This window comes from Streptomyces sp. MA5143a, assembly GCF_900290235.1.
Classification (GTDB): domain Bacteria; phylum Actinomycetota; class Actinomycetes; order Streptomycetales; family Streptomycetaceae; genus Streptomyces.
The window spans coordinates 95,368-113,901 of record NZ_OLMK01000050.1 but is presented as its reverse complement, the minus strand read 5'-3'; the positions used below and the strand labels follow the sequence as shown (position 1 = coordinate 113,901).

The following is an 18,534-nucleotide window of genomic DNA, read 5'->3' as shown; positions in this document are numbered from 1 at the left end:
CCGCATGTTTCGGATCGAGACAGAAGTCGACAGAGAACGAGCCCAATTGCTGCGTTCCCGGCTGCGGGCCACCAACACGGCGGCCTCACCGGTCCTGCGCGAGCTGCGCGGCACCCCCGACGAACGGGAGACGCCCCTGCACATCTGGGCCCTCGACGCCGCGGGCACCCTCAGGGGCGGCCTGGTGGGCCACACCTGGGCGACCTGGCTGCACGTCACGTACCTGTGGGTCGACGAGAACACCCGAGGCTCGGGCCTGGGTTCCCACCTCCTGAGGGAGGCCGAACGCACGGCCCACACCGACCGCGGCTGCCGGGCCTCCCGCCTGGAAACCTGGGACTTCCAGGCCCCCGCCTTCTACCAGAAGCTGGGCTACGAGGTGGTGTGCGTGATCCCGGACTATCCGCCGGGGGTTACGGAGTACACGTTGACCAAGCGGTTGGGGTGAGGCAGGAGTGCCGGCTGCCGCAGGGAGATCCGCTGTCACTTGGGGCGAGACGAGCAGCGCCGTCACACGTCCATGGTCGCTGCGCTGATCGCGCACTCAGTCATACAGCGACCACAAGCCCATGCCCCGGCAGACTCTGCCCTCACTGGTCACAACCTCCCGAATATCACCCCGCGCCAGGCCCATCCTGACTCGAGGACGGCGTCGCGCAGAGGGTCCCGCAGCTCTGCCCCGTCGAAGCGGAAGGCCTCCGTCGCTTCGAGACGGCCACTGTCCCCGCGTTCGATCGTCCAGTGGCGGGAGACAGTCCTGTCCGGGCCCCGCTTGTACTCCCCCAAGATCGCAAGCCGCGGCGGATCCCCCACCCGGGTGACCTCCCACTGCTCTTCTGAGACCGAGCAGCGCGGCTCGGACCCCCTCGGGTGCGCAGGGCACGACTCCCTCGGTATATGCGCGGGAAGCGCATGCGTGCGGGAACCTCATGCGTGCGGGAACCTCATGCGTGCGGGAACCTCATGCTTGGGCCGCGCCCCTCCGACGGTGTACGTGAAGCGGTACGTCGTCGGCTGGGCGCGGCCCACAGAGGTCGCCCAGGGGGGTCTGGGTCAGGACACCCGCCGTGCCCCCGCCGACGGCACCGCGACGAACACCCTCGGTGCCGTGAAGTCCGCCGCGGCGAACGCCTCCTGGATCGCCTTCGTGACCGTGTCCGCGTCCGCCGACTCGACCAGGACGATCGCCGAGCCGCCGAAGCCGCCGCCCGTCATCCTCGCGCCCAGCGCGCCCGACGCGATCGCCGTGTCGACGACCAGGTCCAGCTCGGGGCACGAGATGCGGAAGTCGTCGCGCAGTGACGCGTGGCCCTCGATCAGGACGGGGCCGATCGCCCGTGTCCCGCCCGCCTCCAGCAGGGCGACCACCTGCTCGACCCGGTGGTTCTCCGTCACGATGTGGCGGACCAGGCGGCGCACCTCCTCCTCGTCGCCGAGGCGCTCCAGCGCCGCGTCGAGGTCGTCGTACGCCACGTCCCGCAGGGCGTCCACGCCCAGCAGGGCCGCGCCCTTCTCGCAGCCCGCGCGGCGCTTGCCGTACTCGCCCTCGCTGTGGGAGTGCTTGACCTGGGTGTCGACGACCAGCAGCTGCATGCCCTGGGCCGCCAGGTCGAAGGGGATCTGCTTCTGGGAGAGGTCACGGGTGTCGAGGAACAGGGCGTGGCCCTGCTCGCAGCACGCCGACGCCGTCTGGTCCATGATGCCGGTGGGCGCGCCCACGTAGACGTTCTCCGCGCGCTGGCAGAGGCGGGCCAGCTGCCAGCCCTTCAGGCCGAGGTCGAAGAGGTCGTTGAGGGCCAGGGCCACCACGACCTCCAGCGCGGCCGACGAGGAGAGGCCGGCGCCGGTCGGGACCGTCGACGTCAGGTGCACGTCCGCGCCGGTCACCGCGTGGCCGGCCTCGCGCAGAGCCCAGACGACGCCCGCCGGGTACGCCGTCCAGTCGCGGTCCGACTCGGGGGCCAGCCCGTCCAGCGTCAGCTCGACCACACCGCCGTCCACGTCGGAGGAGTGCAGGCGCAGGACGCCGTCCGTGCGGCGGGAGACCGCGGCGACGGTGGTGTGCGGGAGGGCGAAGGGCATGACGAAGCCGTCGTTGTAGTCGGTGTGCTCGCCGATCAGGTTGACCCGGCCCGGAGCCGCCCACACCCCCTCCGGCGCCGTCCCGTACAGCTCCTCGAACCGCTCGGCGACAGCGACCTCGGCCCCGGACTCGACGGCCCCGGACTCGACGGACCCGGCGTCCACGGCTCCGACCTCCACGGCCTCGCCCTCTACGGCCTCGCTCATGCCCTGACCCTGACCTTTCCTTGCCCACCGGCCGACGATCCGAACGATCCGACCGAACCTACCGACCGCGACACCGGCCGAACCTACCGACCGGCACCCCGGCCCACACCCACCCCGGCCGGCACACTCACCGGCCCACACCCACCCCGGCCGGCGCACTCACCGGTCGACACCCTCACCGGTGCACGGCCGAGGGCAGGCCTCATCCGGCCTGTCGCCGCGCGAACTCCCACGCGTCCGCCACGATCCCCGCGAGGTCCGCCCGGGACGGGTTCCAGCCGAGGCGGTCGCGGGCCGTGGCCGCGGAGGCGACCAGGATCGCCGGGTCGCCGGCGCGGCGGGGGGCGACGACCTCGGGGATGGGGTGACCGGTGACCTTGCGGACCGTCTCGATGACCTCGCGGACGGAGAAGCCGTTGCCGTTGCCCAGGTTGCAGATGAGGTGCTCGCCGGCCACCGCGGCGTCCAGCGCCAACAGATGCGCCTCGGCGAGGTCCGCGACATGGATGTAGTCGCGGACGCAGGTGCCGTCGGGCGTCGGGTAGTCGTCGCCGAAGACGGAGATCGCCTCGCGGCGGCCCTGCGCGACCTGGAGGACCAGCGGGATCAGGTGGGACTCGGGGTCGTGGCGCTCGCCGCAGGAGCCGTAGGCGCCGGCCACGTTGAAGTAGCGCAGGGACACCGCGCCCAGGCCGTGGGCGGCCGCCTCGCCGGTGATCATGTGGTCGACGGCGAGCTTGGAGGCGCCGTAGGGGCTGGTCGGGCGGGTCGGCGCGGACTCCACGATCGGGGTGGTCTCGGGCTCGCCGTACGTGGCGGCCGTCGACGAGAAGACAAGCTTGCGCACGCCCGCCTCGCGCATCGCGCCGAGCAGCGCCATGGTGCCGCCGACGTTGTTGTCCCAGTACTTCTCGGGCTTCACGGCGGACTCGCCGACCTGGGAGAACGCGGCGAAGTGGAGGACCGCGTCGAAGGACGCGTCCAGCCACTTCGCGGCGTCCCGGATGTCGCCCTCGACGAAGGACGCGCCCGCCGGTACGCCCTCGCGAAAGCCCGTGGACAGGTTGTCGAGGACGACGACCTCGTGGCCCGCCTCCAGCAGATGCTGGGCGACCACGCTGCCGACGTAACCCGCGCCGCCCGTGACCAGGTACTTGCCGCTCATGAACTCGCTACCTCTCGCAGTCGCTCGGCCGCGCGCTCCGGCGGCACGTCGTTGATGAACACGTTCATGCCGGATTCGGAACCCGCGAGGAATTTCAGCTTGCCGGAGGTGCGGCGGATGGTGAAAAGCTCGAGGTGGAGCGCGAAGTCGTCGCGGTTGACGCCCTCGAACTCCTCCAGCGCGCCGAACGGTGCCTGGTGCCAGGCGGCGATGTACGGCGTGGGCGGTTCACCTTCGCCGAAGATCCGGTCGAAGCGCCTCAAGAGTTCCAGATAAACCTGGGAAAACTCTGCACGCGCGTCCTCGTCGAGCGCCAGAAGGTCCGGCACACGGCGGCGGGGGTAGAGGTGGATCTCGTACGGCCAGTGCGCCGCGTACGGCACGAACGCCACCCAGTGCTCGGTCTCCAGGACGATCCGGTCGCCGGCGAGTTCGCTCTCCAGTACGGCGTCGAAGAGGTTCTCCCCGCCGGTGGCGTCCTTGTGGGCGGCGAGTGAGCGCAGCATCAGGGCGGTGCGGGGGGTGGTGAAGGGGTAGGCGTAGATCTGCCCGTGGGGGTGGCCGAGGGTCACGCCGATCTCCGCGCCCCGGTTCTCGAAGCAGAAGACCTGTTCGACGGAGGGGAGATGCGACAGCTCCGCGGTGCGGTCGGTCCAGGCGTCCAGGACGAGGCGGGCCTGCTCCTCGGTGAGGTCGGCGAAGGCCGCGTTGTGGTCCGAGGTGAAGCAGACGACCTCGCAGCGGCCGGAGTCGCCGGCCAGTGACGGGAAGCGGTTCTCGAACACGACGACGTCGTACGAGGAGTCGGGGATCTCGCTGAGCCGGTCGCCCTGGGAGGGGCACAGGGGGCATTCGTCGGCCGGCGGGTGGTAGGTGCGGCCCTGCCGGTGCGAGGCGATCGCGACGGAGTCGCCGAGCAGCGGGTCCCTGCGCACCTCCGAAGTGGTGACGGTGCGCTCCAGGGGTCGCTTGTCCACCGCGTCGCGCACGGTGTCGTCGCGCAGGTCGTAGTAGATCAGCTCACGACCGTCGGCCAGCCGGGTCGAGGTCTTCTTCACGCCGGACTCCCCATCCGTACCCGCAATCGAGCGATCAAGCGATCAAGCCATCACGACATCGAGCTCACCAAACAGAACCGAACACATCAAAGCACAAGTCCCCAGGCTCGTCACCATCACAATTAAACAAAGATCACCAGAACACCAACCGGTGGCGCCACTGGTGTCACCCGCCTCCGTGTCCCCCCTGCCCCGCTGCCGTCACCCATCCGTCGTCGCCGACCGAAGTGAGCCGCGCATGCGGTATCCCGCCGCCGGGCTGGGGCTGCTCGCTGGGTTCGTGGCGGGCGCGGTGGTGATGGTCGCGGTGTCCCTCTTCACCGCGCCGAAGCCGGAGGAGGAGCTCCAGGGGCTGGTGTACGGCACGCGCTCGCCCGGTATGGAGGAGCCGCCCGCGGAGGGTGGCGACGCGTGGTACCGTCGGCCGGCGCTGCTCGGCTGGGGCGTGGTCGTGCTGGCCGCCGCCTGCTACATCCCGTGCTCGTTCTGACGACCGGAGGACCGACACCGGTGTCCGGCTTCCCCGGGCCTCCTGAGCACTCCGGGCGCCACGAGGACGCCGAGCACGGCGGGCACCGCGGGCACCGCGGGCGGAAACACCCCGATCACGCCGTCCGCTCCGGGTACTCCGAGCACGACGTGCGGCGCGAGGTCACCGAACTGGAGGGCAGGTCCGCCACCGCGGCCCGACTCTTCGACATCCGCCTCTTCGACATCCGCCGCATCATCGGCGGCTTCTTCGTGGTCTACGGCGTCATCGTCACCCTCGCGGACTTCACCGCGTCCGACGCCGAGATCGACAAGGCGGAGGGCGTCAACATCAACCTGTGGACGGTCCTCGGCATGCTCGCGCTGGGGGTGTTCTTCCTGACGTGGCTGTGGCTGCGGCCGATTCGGTCGGCGGAGGAGGGCGAAGCGCTGCCGCCGGGGGATGCCCTCGGGTGACCGCCGAGTGACCGGGCGGGAGCACATGCGGCTCCGGGACCTAGTGCTCTCAGACGCGGAATTCGCCGGACGCCGGGCCGCTGGCACGGAACAGGTCCTCCGCCTCGGCCACATGGAGGGCTCGCTCCCCCCAGTTCGTGAGCTGCGTCCGGTCCGTGCAGGAGTTGACCCGCTCGCGGACCGTGTCCGGTACCGGGATGCCCCGCCACTCGAGGATCTGGAGGACCATCTCGGCGCGGGCCTCCATCCGGCCTTCCTCCCGGCCTTCCTCCCGGCCTTCCTCCCGGCCTTCCTCCCGCGTCTGCTCAGCCAGCGGGTGTCGCCAGAAGTACTGCATCTGCGTCATCAAGTCCCTCCACAGCTTGAGCGCCTGGGGATCCACCAGGCATGAGTCGACGAACTGCACGAAGACCGCGGCGCTGTCCGCGTCAAGGCTCTTCAGGCCGGCCACCAGGGATTCCAGTATGGCGGCAGCCTGGACGCCCCTGCCATGTGTCATCGCCGAGAGCGCCGCGAGAGCCGGGTCCTGCTTGGCCGTCCACGCGTCTGCGATAACCGGTACGTTGTCCGGGCCCAGCACCAGGGGTCGCACCGTCAGCGAGGGGCAGCCGCGCACGCCCAGATGGATGGGCTCTCCCGCCCAGCGGGCCGTCGCGGCGCTCTGCGTGATCACGATGAGTACCGGGTCGCACCGGTACTTTGCGTACAGGTAGCTGAGGTAGTACGGCCAACTGCGCCTCTTGTCCTCGTCCTTCTTGCCCTGCGACTCGACGACCAGGAGATACGTCCCCTCGTCGGTCTCCGCCCTCAGCAGCGTGTCGACGCGCCGCTCGACCGGCTCGATCTCCGTGAGGTCGACGTTCATGGCGGCGAACTCGCGAGGCTCGGGGAAGGGCACGTGCAGCACGGTTTGCAGGGTGCGGGTGAGTAACCCGGGGTCCTTCTGGAAGATCCGGTGCAACGCCTCGTGCGACGAGCTGACCATCGGCTCTCCCTCCTTTCGTTCGGATGATCAACGAGTCACGCGGCAGCCAGGTCACAGGGCAGTTCGCACCACACGTATTTGCCCGACTGCCCGAACCGGGACGACGGTTGCCAGCCCCAGGTGTTCGCGCGGGCGCGCACGAGGGCGAGGCCCCGGCCGGCCTCGGCGTGCGGCCCTCCGGGGCTGCCGGGCGGGCCGGGGGGCTCCGGATCCGCGTCCCACGCGCCGATCCACAGCGCGCCGCCCGTCCAGCGCACGCGCAGGGCCGCGGGGCCCTTGGTGTGCAGCACGGCGTTGGCGATCAGCTCGGTGGCGAGGAGTTCGGCGGTGTACCCGGCGCGCCGGCGCCGCCGTGACCGGCCTCCTCGTCCTCGCCCTTCTCGGCACCCTCTCCCCCGCCCACGCCGGCGCCGCGCGCGACCCCTTGCAGCGTGACGCCGACGCCGTACGCGACAGTGGTGTCACCGGGGTGTCCGTCCGGGTGGACTCGCCCCGTGGCGCACGGACCGCCCGGAGTGGCGTGGGGGAGCTCACGACCTCGGCTCCCGTACCGCCCTCCGAGTACATCCGGATCGGCAGCACCACCAAGACGTACGTCGCGACAGTCGTCCTCCAGCTCGTCGGGGAGGGGCGGCTGTCCCTGGAGGACTCCGTGGACCGGTGGCTTCCGGGCCTCGTGCGCGGCAACGGCAACGACGGGCGGCGCGTCACCGTCCGCCAGCTGCTCCAGCACACCAGCGGACTGCCGGACTACATCGCGGACGTCCTCCCGGACATGAGCGCCGCCGGATACCTCAAGCACCGCTCCACCACGCACAGCTCCCGGCAGCGCGTCGCCTTCGCCATGACGCATCCGCCCGTCTTCGCGCCGGGCACCCGTTGGGAGTACTCCAACACCAACTACATCCTCGCCGGGATGGTGATCGAGGCGGTCACCGGCCGGAGCTGGGACAAGGAGGTCGAGGAGCGGATCCTGCGTCCGCTGCGGCTCACCCGGACGTACGCGCCGGGCGACGACCCCCGGCTGCCCCGGCCCCACGCGCGGAACTACCAGCAGTTCGAGGCGGCGGAAACGGGGGGCGGGTCGGCATCAGGCGCAAGCCCCGGTTCCCTCACCGACACCAGCCTCGCCTACCTCCCCTTCGACGGGGACGCCGACGGGTCGCTCATCAGTACGGCCGCCGACACCAACCGCTTCTTCTCGGCGCTCCTCGGCGGCCGGCTCCTCACCCCCGCCCAGCTCGCCGAGATGCGGCGCTCGGTCGCCGTGCCCGACACCCCCGGCGAGGTACCGGGCTCCCGGTACGGGCTGGGGCTGGCCTGGACGCCGCTGACCTGCGGCGGCGGCTACTGGGGGCACAGCGGGAGCGGCTTCGGCTATCTGGCATGGCCCGCGACCACCGCCGACGGCCGGGTATCCATCACCGTCGCCGTGCACAGCCGACCCGCCGACGAGACGACCGCCACCCGGCAGATCCACGCCATCACCGATCTGGTGGACCACGCGGTCTGCGTCCAGCCGCAGCGGCAGGAGGGCGAGGGCCACAGGGATCGTACGTAGCCGTAGCCGTAGCCGTCGGCCCGGCATCCTCCTGTCGGACGGACCCGCCGGCCGGCTGCCTACTCCTCCACCCCCGCCACCCCCTGCGCCACCGGCCCCGCCCGGTCCAGCAACCCCGTTCGGGCCGCCAGGGCCGCTGCCTCCAGTCGTGAACCCACGCCCAGTTTCATCAGGACCCGTTGGACGTGGGTGCGGGCCGTCGACGGGGCGATGCCCATGCCTGCCGCGATCAGCCTCGTGTCCTCGCCCTCCGCGACGCGGACCAGGACCTCCACCTCGCGCGGGGTCAGCATCCGGAGCAGGCGCTGGCCCTCGTCGTCCGGCTGGGCCGCCGGGTTCAGCAGTTCGCTGAACGCGCTCTGGAGCAGTTGCGGTGCCACCGCCGCCTCTCCCGCGCGGGCCTTCATGATGGCCCGCTCCACGCCCTCTATGCGTTCGTCGTGCCGTACGTAGCCGGACGCGCCCGCGGCGAACGCGGCGGCTATGCCGCGCGGGTTGGGCACCGGGCCGAGCACCAGTACCGCCACCTGCGGTCGTTCCCGCTTGATCCTGACCACCGGGTCGAAGATCCCCGGCTCGGCGGGTGTCGCCGTGCCGAGCAGGCACACCTCGGGTGCCCGTGTGATCACCAGTTCCGCCGCGCCCGCGGCGGGTGCCGCCGCGGCGAGCACCCGGTGCCCCCGCAGCTTCAACGCCGAGGCCAGCGCCTCGGCGAGCAGTCGGTGGTCGTCGACCACCATGAGCCGCACTCCCATCGAGCCAGCCACCCCCCAGTCCCCCAATGGTTGCCAACTATGGCCGCCCACCGGGCCTCACGGACAGAAGCCCCCCGACTCCGCCGTCTGCTCCCCCGCTCTCATGCCCCCGGAAGCTACACGCTTGTTCGACGTTGCGCTCCCCCTACCCGAGAGAAGTGCCCCGGATTACCGACATCCCTCCCATTCGGGAGTGATGGGGGATACGTGCACGGCCCCGCCCCTGACCAGGGGCGGGGCCGTCGCGCGGGACCCAGGGGGCGCGTGGGGTTACTTCGCCCCGAAGCCGAGCGCCGTGTACTCCTTTTCGTCCTTGTCGTAGGGCTTGCTGACCAGGTCCTTGCCGATGAAGAACCGTCCGTCGGTGTAGAGCATCTCGCTCAGCGTCGGCACCATCGCGCTGATCGCACGGAGGACCGACTCGGACGACGGGGTCTCGATGAGGGTGGTCTGCTTCAGCGTCTTGCCGTCGATGGAGACGACCTGGGCGCCCTTGTCGTACGGGCCGTCCTTGAAGGCGATGATGTTCGGGCCGTCCATGCGGATCGGGAACAGCTCGTAGTCGTCACCCGCGTCCACCCGGTCGCTCGTGGACTTCCCCGTGGCCAGCGAGAAGGAGACGATCTCGTTGGTCCGGCTGTAGGAGCCGGTGCCGTCGTGGTTCTCGGTCGGCATGTACACCTTGTCATTGCCGACGTAGATGCCCTTGCAGGACCAGACGCCGCGGACCGGGCAGTCGTAGTTGTACTTCTTGTCCGGGACGGAGATCTTGGCGCGCAGCTTGCCCTTGTCGTCCAGCGAGAAGATGTCGCTGGTGCCGGTCAGCGGCACGTCGCTGCCGGTCACCACGCCGAACACCACCGGCTTGGTGGAGATGATCTTGGCGCGGTCGATGCCCGAGGGCACCTTGTACGTCCACTTGACGCTGCCCGACTTCGGGTCGAGCAGCTGGATTTCGAAGGTCTCCTCGCCGTAGTCGCCGCACTTGCGGACCGCGACCAGCTGGGCGCCGCCCGCGTAGCCCTCGTCCGTGCACTCGCCGGCCTTCGGCGACCACAGCACCTTGCCGGAGTTGACGTCGAAGGCCGCGCCACCGGAGTAGCCGCCGGCCGCGGCGACCGTCGTACCGGAGATGGTGACCTCGCCGAACGGCACCTTGCTGCCGCTGACGTCGGCGGTCTTCGTCCAGATCTCCTTGCCGGTGTCGACGTTGAACGCGATGACCTGGGTGCACGCCGGACGCTCGTCCGCCTTGCTGCGCTTGGCCTCCTCGGTGATCACCACGGAGATCCCCTCCGTGGTGATCTCACGGGAGCTCGCGCAGGTCTGGCCCGGCAGGTCCAGCGTCCACTTGGCCTTGCCGCTGTCCGGCTCATAGCCGACGATCTTGTTCAGGCCGGCCTTGGCGTACGTCTTGTCGGTGAGCCAGGATCCCTTGACGCTGTCGATCTGGCCCTTGTCCTTGATCTCGTGCGCCGGCACCTGGAAGAGGACCTTGGCGCTGGAGTTGGAGGGCGCCTTCTCCTGTGCCTCGGCCGGGATCTCCACACCGCCGGACGACGAGCCGCCGGACGACGAGGTGCCGCCGTCGGTGCCCTTCGGGTCGTCCTTGCCGCCGGTCGTCCCCTCGGAGCTGGCGGTGTTCTTCTTGTCGTCGTCGCCGCCCTTGGAGGTGGCGTAGAAGACGCCGCCGCCGACGATGAGGGCGATGGCCGCGACCGCCGCGGTGATGATGATCGCCGTGGAGTTGACCTTCTTCTTGCCGCCGGGGGCGTGCGGCTGCATCGCCATGGTCGGCTGCTGGTAGCCGTACGGCTGACCGGGCTGGCCATAGGGCTGCTGACCGGGCTGGCCGTAGGGCTGCTGACCGTACGGGCCGGGCTGCGGCTGACCGTACGGGCCCGGCTGTCCCGGCTGACCGGGCTGGCCCGGGTAGCCGTAGCCGGGCTGCGGCGGGGGCGTCTGCGGGTAGCCGTAGCCCGGGCCCTGCGCGGGCGGGGGCGTCTGCGGCGGGCCCGCGGGCGGGGTCTGCTGGGGGTATCCGTAGCCGGCGCCCTGCGCGGGCGGCGGGCCCTGCGGCGGGGGCGTCGGGGCGCCGAAACCACCGGCCGGCGGGGGTGTCGGCGCGCCGAAGCCGCCCTGCGGCGGGGTGTCCTGCGGGGGCTGGGCCGGGGGCTGCGGCGGCTGGTTCGGGGGCGGGCCCGGCGGCTGGTTCGGCGGGGGCGGCGGCTGCGTCATGACGTGAATTCCTCGGGGCGGATGGTGGAAGGCGGGTGAGGGACGAGGGGAGGGTCGACCGGGACACCGGTCCCCGGCTCAGTTGCCGTAGGCCATCATCAACTTCTCCTTCGACTCGCCCACGCCCAGCAGCCGGGTGGTGGAGATGTAGAAGCGCCCGTCCACGTAGGCGATGGCCTTCGCGTAGAAGGAGCTCTCGATCTTCGCGGCACTGCCCGGCATCTGCAGGAGCTTCGTCACCTTGGGCCTGGAGCCCGTCGTGGGGAACGACACGATCTGGCCGCCGTCGCCCTCGTGCGTCGGCTTGACGTACGCGATCAGCTTGGAGTTCTCGATCCGCACGGCCGACATGGCCGCGTCGGCCGGGGACGTGACCCGCCACTTCTCCTTGCCGGTGGACAGGTTGACCGCGACGATCTCGTTCGCGTCGTCCTTCGCCTCGGTCGGCAGGTAGAGCGTGTCGGCGTCGGCGGCGATACCGGAGCAGCCCTGGAGGTTGCGGGAGATGATCCCGGTGTCGCAGTCGGGCTTGATGGAGCCCTTGATGTCGAGCTGCGAGCGGGTGGAACCGTCGGCCTCGAAGGCGGAGATGTTCCACTTCTTCTCTTCCTCGTTGGTGAGGTAGAGGACGAGCGGGTTCAGCGAGTACACGTGGTCGACCCGCCAGCCCTTGGGGATCTTCCGCGTCCACTTGGCCTTGCCGGTCTTCGGGTCGAGTTCCTGGACCTCGTCGTGTGCCTTGTCCTCGGAGCCGACCGCGCAGGAGGAGACGGCGACCAGCCGCGCTCCGCCCGCGAACCCGCCCGGGTAGCAGGACTGGCCGTACTCCTTCTTGTCCCAGAGCTTCTTGCCGGTGTCGACGTCGTACGCGGTGCCGGACTGCGAGCGGCCCACCATGAGCGTGTCACCGATGACGGACAGGCCGACGCTGATGTTGCTGTCGAACAGGGCGCCCTTCTCCAGCTCGGCGGTCCAGCCCGTCTTCCCGGTGTTCAGGTCGATCTGCTGGAGCTGGTCGCACTCGGAGTCGTTGCTGCTGCCGCGCTTGGAGGCGACCACGATGTGGCCGTCGGCGGTCGGCTGCGGGGTGACCGTGCAGATCTTGCCCTTGAACTCGATGGGGTCCCAGGCGGGGTCGCCGCTCTCGACGTCGAACGCGAACAGCTGCTTGTACGCGGCCTTCACGGCGACCTTGTCGGTGACCCACAGGCCGGGGGCGTCCGCACCCGAACCGGGCGCGTCGGGCGCGCTCTTGTACCAGAGCACCTTCGCCTCGCCGGCCTTGCGGGCCTCGTTGAGGTCGGAGATGTCGAGGTCCTCGCCGCCGCCCCCGCTGCCGTCGCCCGGGTTGACGGGCGCGGACGGGGAGGAGGACGCCTTGGGGTCGTCGGTGCCCTTGCTCGCGCTCTCCTTGGCGACCGGCTCCTTCTTGCCGCCGTCGTCACCGAGGCTCGTCACCGCGAACACAGTGCCGCCGATCACGAGGAGCGCGGCCACCGCCGCGCCGACAGCCAGGGCCGGCTTGCCCTTGAACGGGTTCTTGGAGCCGCCGCCCGACGGCGGGGTGGGCCCGCCCGGGAACTGCCCCTGCGGATAGCCGTAACCGGGCTGCGGCGGCGGGGTGTAGGGCCCCGGCTGCTGCGCGTACGGGCCGGGCTGCTGGGTGTACGGACCCGACTGCGCGGGCGGTTGCTGCGGGTAGCCGTAGCCGGGAGTCGGCGCGGGCGGGCCCTGCGGCGGAGGCGTCTGCGGATAGCCGTAGGGCTGCTGCGGTCCGGGGTTCTGCGGAGCTCCGAAGCCGCCCAGAGACGGCTGGTCGGGTGGCTGAGTCATCAGCGCGATTCCCCCTGTTTCGCTGCTTTCGAGCCACCCGTCGTCACGCGTGGTGTCGCTTCCCAGACTGTTGTCGGTCGACTCTTTCTATCACTGCGACACGACCAGGCACGGGGCCGGTCGCTCCCCTGTTCCCAAGGAAGAACCGCCCCGTAATGCCTCCGTTACGCTCCTTCACGCCCCCTTCACGGGACGCACGCCCCTTGTCCCGCAAGGCTTCAGAGGCACCCGGAGGACGGGAGAACACCGGGCGCCGACAGCGCCTTGAAGGGGCGCGGGGAACTGCGCGATCAGCCGCCCACGACCGGCACCCGGCGTCGCACAGCGGCCCCCACGGCGAGGGCCCGCATCGACAACCGCTACGCGTCCTCCGCGAGTTCAAGCCACCGCATCTCCAGCTCGTCCTTCTCCCCCGCCAACGCCCGCAGTTCCGCGTCGAGTTCGGCCACCTTCGCGAAGTCCGTGGCGTTGTCGGCGATCTGCGCGTGCAGCTTCGTCTCCCGCTGGGAGAGCTTGTCCAACTGCCTTTCGATCTTCTGGAGTTCCTTCTTCGCGGCGCGCGCGTCCGCCGCGGACACGGTCTTCTCGGAGGCCGAGGCGGTGGCCTTGGCGGCGACCGGCGAGGCCGCCGCCGCGGCCTCCTCCATGGCGTGGCGCCGCTCCAGGTACTCGTCGATGCCACGCGGCAGCATCCGCAGCGCGCCGTCACCCAGCAGAGCGAACACCCGGTCCGTCGTCCGCTCGATGAAGAACCGGTCGTGGGAAATGACGATCATCGAGCCGGGCCAGCCGTCGAGGAGGTCCTCCAGCTGGGTGAGGGTCTCGATGTCGAGGTCGTTGGTGGGCTCGTCGAGGAACAGGACGTTCGGCTCGTCCATCAGCAGCCGCAGCAGCTGGAGCCGCCGCCGCTCACCGCCGCTGAGGTCGCCGACCGGCGTCCACTGCTTCTCCTTGTTGAACCCGAAGGTCTCGCAGAGCTGCCCCGCCGTCATCTCGCGTCCCTTGCCGAGGTCGACACGGTCGCGGACCTGCTGCACGGCCTGGAGCACCCGCCACTCGGGGTCGAGCTCGGCGACCTCCTGGGAGAGGTAGGCGAGCTTGACGGTCTTGCCGGTGACGACGCGTCCGGCGACCGGCTGCTTCTCGCCCTCGCTGCGGGCGGCGTCCGCCATGGCCCGCAGCAGGGAGGTCTTGCCGGCGCCGTTGACGCCGACGAGGCCGATACGGTCGCCGGGGCCGAGCTGCCAGGTCAGATGCTTCAGCAGCACCTTCGGCCCGGCCTGCACCGTGACGTTCTCCAGGTCGAAGACGGTCTTGCCCAGCCGGGTCGACGCGAACTTCATCAGCTCGCTGGTGTCACGCGGCGGCGGTACGTCCGCGATCAGCTCGTTGGCCGCCTCGACGCGGAAGCGGGGCTTCGACGTACGGGCGGGGGCGCCGCGCCGCAGCCAGGCCAGCTCCTTGCGGACGAGGTTCTGCCGCTTGACCTCCTCGGTCGCGGCGATCCGCTCCCGCTCGGCCCGCGCGAAGACGTAGTCGGAGTAGCCGCCCTCGTACTCGTAGACCGAGCCCTTCTGCACGTCCCACATGCGGGTGCACACCTGGTCGAGGAACCAGCGGTCGTGGGTGACGCAGACCAGCGCGGAGCGCCGCTCCCGCAGGTGGCCCGCGAGCCAGGAGATGCCCTCGACGTCCAGGTGGTTCGTCGGCTCGTCCAGGACGATCAGGTCCTGCTCCTCGATGAGCAGCTTGGCGAGCGCGATACGGCGCCGCTCGCCGCCGGAGAGCGGGCCGATGACGGTGTCGAGGCCCTGCGGGAAGCCGGGCAGGTCGAGGCCGCCGAACAGCCCGGTGAGGACGTCCCTGATCTTGGCGTTGCCCGCCCACTCGTGGTCCGCCATGTCCCGGATGACCTCGTGCCGGACGGTGGCGGTCGGGTCGAGGGAGTCGTGCTGGGTGAGCACGCCGAGGTGGAGGCCGCCGGAGTGGGTGATCCGCCCGGTGTCGGCCTCCTCCAGCTTGGCGAGCATCCGGATGAGGGTGGTCTTGCCGTCCCCGTTCCGTCCCACGACTCCGATCCGGTCCCCTTCGGAGACGCCGAGCGAGACCCCGTCGAGCAGGGCGCGGGTGCCGTACACCTTGCTGACGTTCTCGACATTGACCAGGTTGACGGCCATTACTCTCCTGCCACGGGGACGATCGACCCTCCAGGGTAGTCGGCGGCCGCGCCGGCCGTGACGGGACGCTCGCCCGGCCCCTGCCGGGGGACGGGTGAGGTCGGCGGATGCGGGTGAGTGGGGGCTGGTCGCGCGAGAACCCACAACGAACCCGCACCCGCCACAACCACACGCACCCCCGAGCTACTAGGCACCCCGGCCCACCCGCTCCACCAGGAGCCACCCCGCGAGGGTCATCCCCACCGCCACCGGGGCCGTCACCTGGACGGCGATCAGCAGGGCCGTCCGCCCCTCGAAGAGTCCGCCGAAGCCGACCATCGACAGCCCGAGGACGCCGAACAGGCAGAGGGCCACGCCGAGAGCCGCGGCGATCCCCGCGTACCCGGCACGCGTCGCCGGCCCGGCGGGGCGATCCTGCCCGCCGCGGGCCGCGGGCCGTTCGAAGCCCCGGAACGCGGCCACGAGCACGGCCGTCAGGACGGCCGCCGCGGCGAGCCGCAGGGGCAGCTGGGCCCACCAGGCACCGGTCGCCGGGGCCGGCAGAGACGTGTCGAGGGCGAGCAGCACCCCGTACACGCCGAGCATCGCGGTCAGGTGCCACAGGAACGCCGTCATCGAGATGCCGTTGGCCGCCACGACCGCCCGCCACACCTTCGGCCTCTCCAACCACCGCGTGACCGGCCCCCGCACCCATTCCACCGCGCCGACCAGCCACACCCCGTGGCACAGCAGCGCGAAGGTCGGCGGCGCCATGTTCGACACCTTCTCGCCGGGCATCCCGACCATCGACAGCGGATACGGCCCGTACGCCACCAGCAGCGCGGCCCCCGCGAGGCCCGCCCCGGCGAGCAGGTACGGCCGCGTCAGCATGCCGTCGGCGCGCAGGAACCCGAGCTGGTGGATCGCGAGCCAGACGAAGGCGAAGTTCAGGAACTCGACGTACGGCACACCGAGCGCGAAGCGCAGTACGTCCACGGCGGCGGCCGCCGCGACCAGCCCGCCGACCGCGCCCCAGCCGTACCTTTCGTGCAGCCTCAGCAGCGGCGGGGTGAACGCCACCATCGCCAGGTAGATCCCGATGAACCACAGCGGCTGCGCCACCAGTCGCAGCGCCACGTCGAGCAGCCCGCCGCCCTGTCCGCCGAGGTGCAGGAGGACGGCGGCGGCGCCCCACACCCCGATGAACACCATGGTGGGCCGCAGCAACCGCTGGAGGCGGGCGCGGAGGAAGGCCGGGTAGACGGAGGCGGCTGCCGGGTCCTGGCGGCGCAGGGAACGGTAGGAGAGGGCGTGGGAGAAGCCGCCGACGAAGAAGAAGACCGGCATGATCTGCAACGCCCAGGTGAGGATCTGCAGCCGCGGCTCGACGGCGAGGAGGTTGCCCACTTCCACGCGGCCGTCGCCGCCCGTCGTCACGGCCGCCATCAGCCAGTGGCCGAGGACGACCGTGCCGAGCGAGGCGACCCGCAGCAGATCGACGTACCGGTCACGGCTGGAGGGGGTGGCGGCGGCGAGTGCGCTCGCGCTGACGCTGGCAGTCATGGGAGTACGGTCGCGCGGCCCCCCGGGCGGCGGGCAGCGCTCAGGTACTCAAGTCGGTTCTGAGTATGTGCGGTTGGGCCCCCGTGGGAGCCCGCACGCTACGGGAGGATCGTCGCGCCTGGCGCCGGGGAGGCGGCCACCCGGGCCGCCTCGCACGCACCGGCGGCGCGGAGCCCCTCGGCGACGGTGTGCGCCGAGGCGGCGTCGCGGGCGAGGAAGGCCGTGGTCGGCCCGGAGCCGGAGACGAGCGCGGCGAGCGCCCCGGCGGCCCGGCCCGCGGCGAGGGTGTCGGCCAGCTTCGGGAACAGGGAGAGGGCGGCGGGCTGGAGGTCGTTGGCCCCGGGCAGGAACGCCGCGAGGGCGTCGACGTCGCCCTTGGCGAGCGCGTCGAGCAGTACCTGGGAGGCAACGGGCTCGGGCACCTCGTCGTTCTCGTGGAGGCGGTCGAACTCCCGGTACACGGCCGGGGTGGAGAGCCCGCCGTCCGCGACCGCGAAGACCCAGTGGAAGCCGCCGCCCACCTCCAGCGGCCTCAGCCGCTCGCCGCGCCCGGTGCCGAGCGCCGCCCCGCCCACCAGGCTGAACGGCACGTCGCTGCCCAACTCGGCGCAGATGTCGAGGAGTTCGGCGCGGGAGGCGCCGGTCCCCCACAGCGCGTCGCACGCGACGAGCGCGCCCGCGGCGTCCGCGCTGCCGCCGGCCATGCCGCCCGCGACGGGGATGTCCTTGGCGATGTGCAGCCGCACGGCCGGGTCGATCCCGTGGCGGGCGGCGAGGGCGAGCGCGGCCCGTGCGGCGAGGTTGGTGCGGTCCAGCGGGACCTGGTCGGCGCCGGGTCCCTCGCAGGTGACGGTCAGTTCGTCGGCGGGGGTGGCGGTGACCTCGTCGTACAGCCCGACGGCGAGGAAGACGTTGGCCAGGTCGTGGAACCCGTCGGGGCGGGCGCCGCCGACCGCGAGCTGGACGTTGACCTTGGCGGGCACGCGGACGGTGACGCTCACGACGGGCGGGACTCCTCGGTGCGCTGGGCGTGCTGGGCGGTGTCGACGGCGTCGGGGTCGGCGCGGTTCTCGGCGATAGCGGCGAACTCCTCGACGGTCAGGGCCTCTCCGCGGGCCTGCGGGGAGACACCGGCGGCGACGAGCGCGGCCTCGGCTGCGGCCGCGGAGCCCGCCCATCCGGCGAGGGCGGCGCGCAGCGTCTTGCGCCGCTGGGCGAACGCCGCGTCGACGACGGCGAAGACCTCGGCCTTCGTCGCGGTCGTCTTGATCGGTTCGGTGCGGCGGACGAGCGACACGAGGCCACTGTCGACGTTCGGCGCCGGCCAGAAGACGTTCCGGCCGATCGCGCCGGCCCGCTTGACCTCCGCGTACCAGTTCGCCTTCACCGAGGGGACGCCGTACACCTTCGAGCCGGGCCCGGCGGCGAGCCGGTCGGCGACCTCCGCCTGCACCATCACCAGGGTGCGCTCGATCGTCGGGAACACGTCCAGCATGTGCAGCAGCACGGGGACCGCGACGTTGTACGGGAGGTTCGCGACGAGAGCGGTGGGCGCCGGGCCGGGCAGCTCGGCGACGTGCATCGCGTCCGAGTGCACGAGGGCGAAACGGTCGGCGCGGGCCGGCATCCGGGCGGCGATCGTCGCGGGGAGCGCGGCGGCGAGGACGTCGTCGATCTCGACGGCGGTCACCCGGTCGGCGACCTCCAGCAGCGCGAGCGTCAGGGAGCCGAGGCCCGGTCCCACCTCCACGACGACATCGTCCGGGCGGACGTCCGCGGTGCGCACGATCCGGCGCACCGTGTTCGCGTCGATCACGAAGTTCTGGCCGCGCTGCTTGGTGGGCCGCACACCGAGCGCTGCCGCGAGTTCGCGGACGTCGGCGGGGCCCAGGAGGGCGTCGGGGGTGGGGCTGCTCACGAGCACCAGGGTACGGGGGGCGGGCGCCTGATAGCTCGGGGGTGCGGGTTCGTCGGCGGGTGCGGGTG

At 71.5% G+C, this 18,534-nt stretch carries 14 protein-coding genes and 2 pseudogenes; 4 read left to right on the top strand and 12 right to left on the bottom strand.

The genetic code is table 11. The features are described 5' to 3' along the window. Positions 1-4 precede the first annotated feature (4 nt). Positions 5-448 (top strand): GNAT family N-acetyltransferase, encoded by a 444-nt coding sequence (locus SMA5143A_RS23150; protein WP_181361978.1) that lies wholly within the window; start codon positions 5-7, stop codon positions 446-448. Positions 449-1,053: 605 nt separating this feature from the next. Here the strand turns inward: SMA5143A_RS23150 and galK are convergent. From galK to galT, 3 genes are all read right to left on the bottom strand, one after another. Further along, positions 1,054-2,289, bottom strand: coding sequence for a galactokinase (gene galK, locus SMA5143A_RS23140; RefSeq protein WP_258193683.1), 1,236 nt, complete (start codon positions 2,287-2,289; stop codon positions 1,054-1,056). Between the two features lie 202 nt (positions 2,290-2,491). Next, on the bottom strand, positions 2,492-3,454 hold the full coding sequence (gene galE, locus SMA5143A_RS23135) for a UDP-glucose 4-epimerase GalE (protein ID WP_107464770.1): 963 nt from the start codon (positions 3,452-3,454) through the stop codon (positions 2,492-2,494). Next, complete coding sequence (gene galT, locus SMA5143A_RS23130) at positions 3,451-4,512, bottom strand: galactose-1-phosphate uridylyltransferase (RefSeq protein WP_107464769.1); 1,062 nt, start codon at positions 4,510-4,512, stop codon at positions 3,451-3,453. Before galT ends, galE begins: the two co-directional genes overlap by 4 nt. A gap of 268 nt (positions 4,513-4,780) precedes the next feature. Here galT and SMA5143A_RS23125 point away from each other — a divergent pair. Both SMA5143A_RS23125 and SMA5143A_RS23120 read left to right on the top strand, forming a co-directional pair. Continuing rightward, positions 4,781-5,002, top strand: a pseudogene (locus tag SMA5143A_RS23125) (Na+/galactose cotransporter); the annotation flags it as partial. A gap of 149 nt (positions 5,003-5,151) precedes the next feature. Beyond that, positions 5,152-5,457 carry a hypothetical protein gene (locus tag SMA5143A_RS23120; protein ID WP_107464915.1) on the top strand — a complete coding sequence of 102 codons (306 nt, stop codon included), beginning with the start codon at positions 5,152-5,154 and terminating at the stop codon, positions 5,455-5,457. A 49-nt stretch (positions 5,458-5,506) separates the two neighbouring features. Here the strand turns inward: SMA5143A_RS23120 and SMA5143A_RS23115 are convergent, their stop codons facing one another. Next, positions 5,507-6,442 carry a hypothetical protein gene (locus tag SMA5143A_RS23115; protein ID WP_107464768.1) on the bottom strand — a complete coding sequence of 312 codons (936 nt, stop codon included), beginning with the start codon at positions 6,440-6,442 and terminating at the stop codon, positions 5,507-5,509. A gap of 35 nt (positions 6,443-6,477) precedes the next feature. Further along, positions 6,478-6,771 (bottom strand): annotated as a pseudogene (locus SMA5143A_RS23110) (ATP-binding protein); the annotation flags it as partial. 23 nt (positions 6,772-6,794) lie between these two features. Between SMA5143A_RS23110 and SMA5143A_RS23105 the strand changes: the two are divergent. Continuing rightward, positions 6,795-8,003 (top strand): serine hydrolase domain-containing protein, encoded by a 1,209-nt coding sequence (locus tag SMA5143A_RS23105; RefSeq protein ID WP_107464766.1) that lies wholly within the window; start codon positions 6,795-6,797, stop codon positions 8,001-8,003. Positions 8,004-8,062: 59 nt separating this feature from the next. Here SMA5143A_RS23105 and SMA5143A_RS23100 read toward each other — a convergent pair whose 3' ends face one another. From SMA5143A_RS23100 to rsmA, 7 genes are all read right to left on the bottom strand, one after another. Beyond that, the gene (locus tag SMA5143A_RS23100; protein WP_107464765.1) at positions 8,063-8,758 is read right to left on the bottom strand and encodes a helix-turn-helix transcriptional regulator; all 696 of its coding nucleotides are present in this window, start codon (positions 8,756-8,758) and stop codon (positions 8,063-8,065) included. 270 nt (positions 8,759-9,028) lie between these two features. Then, positions 9,029-10,996, bottom strand: coding sequence for an outer membrane protein assembly factor BamB family protein (locus SMA5143A_RS23095; RefSeq protein WP_107464764.1), 1,968 nt, complete (start codon positions 10,994-10,996; stop codon positions 9,029-9,031). A gap of 78 nt (positions 10,997-11,074) precedes the next feature. Further along, positions 11,075-12,829 (bottom strand): outer membrane protein assembly factor BamB family protein, encoded by a 1,755-nt coding sequence (locus SMA5143A_RS23090; protein ID WP_107464763.1) that lies wholly within the window; start codon positions 12,827-12,829, stop codon positions 11,075-11,077. Positions 12,830-13,188: 359 nt separating this feature from the next. Next, a complete protein-coding gene (locus SMA5143A_RS23085; protein ID WP_107464762.1) occupies positions 13,189-15,006 on the bottom strand; it encodes an ABC-F family ATP-binding cassette domain-containing protein in 1,818 nt (605 codons plus the stop codon). Positions 15,007-15,192: 186 nt separating this feature from the next. After that, positions 15,193-16,548 carry an acyltransferase family protein gene (locus SMA5143A_RS23080; RefSeq protein WP_107464761.1) on the bottom strand — a complete coding sequence of 452 codons (1,356 nt, stop codon included), beginning with the start codon at positions 16,546-16,548 and terminating at the stop codon, positions 15,193-15,195. A 98-nt stretch (positions 16,549-16,646) separates the two neighbouring features. After that, positions 16,647-17,549 carry a 4-(cytidine 5'-diphospho)-2-C-methyl-D-erythritol kinase gene (locus SMA5143A_RS23075; protein ID WP_107464760.1) on the bottom strand — a complete coding sequence of 301 codons (903 nt, stop codon included), beginning with the start codon at positions 17,547-17,549 and terminating at the stop codon, positions 16,647-16,649. After that, complete coding sequence (rsmA, locus tag SMA5143A_RS23070) at positions 17,546-18,466, bottom strand: 16S rRNA (adenine(1518)-N(6)/adenine(1519)-N(6))-dimethyltransferase RsmA (protein ID WP_107464914.1); 921 nt, start codon at positions 18,464-18,466, stop codon at positions 17,546-17,548. The genes SMA5143A_RS23075 and rsmA overlap by 4 nt, the downstream gene beginning before the upstream one ends. Positions 18,467-18,534: the final 68 nt, after the last annotated feature.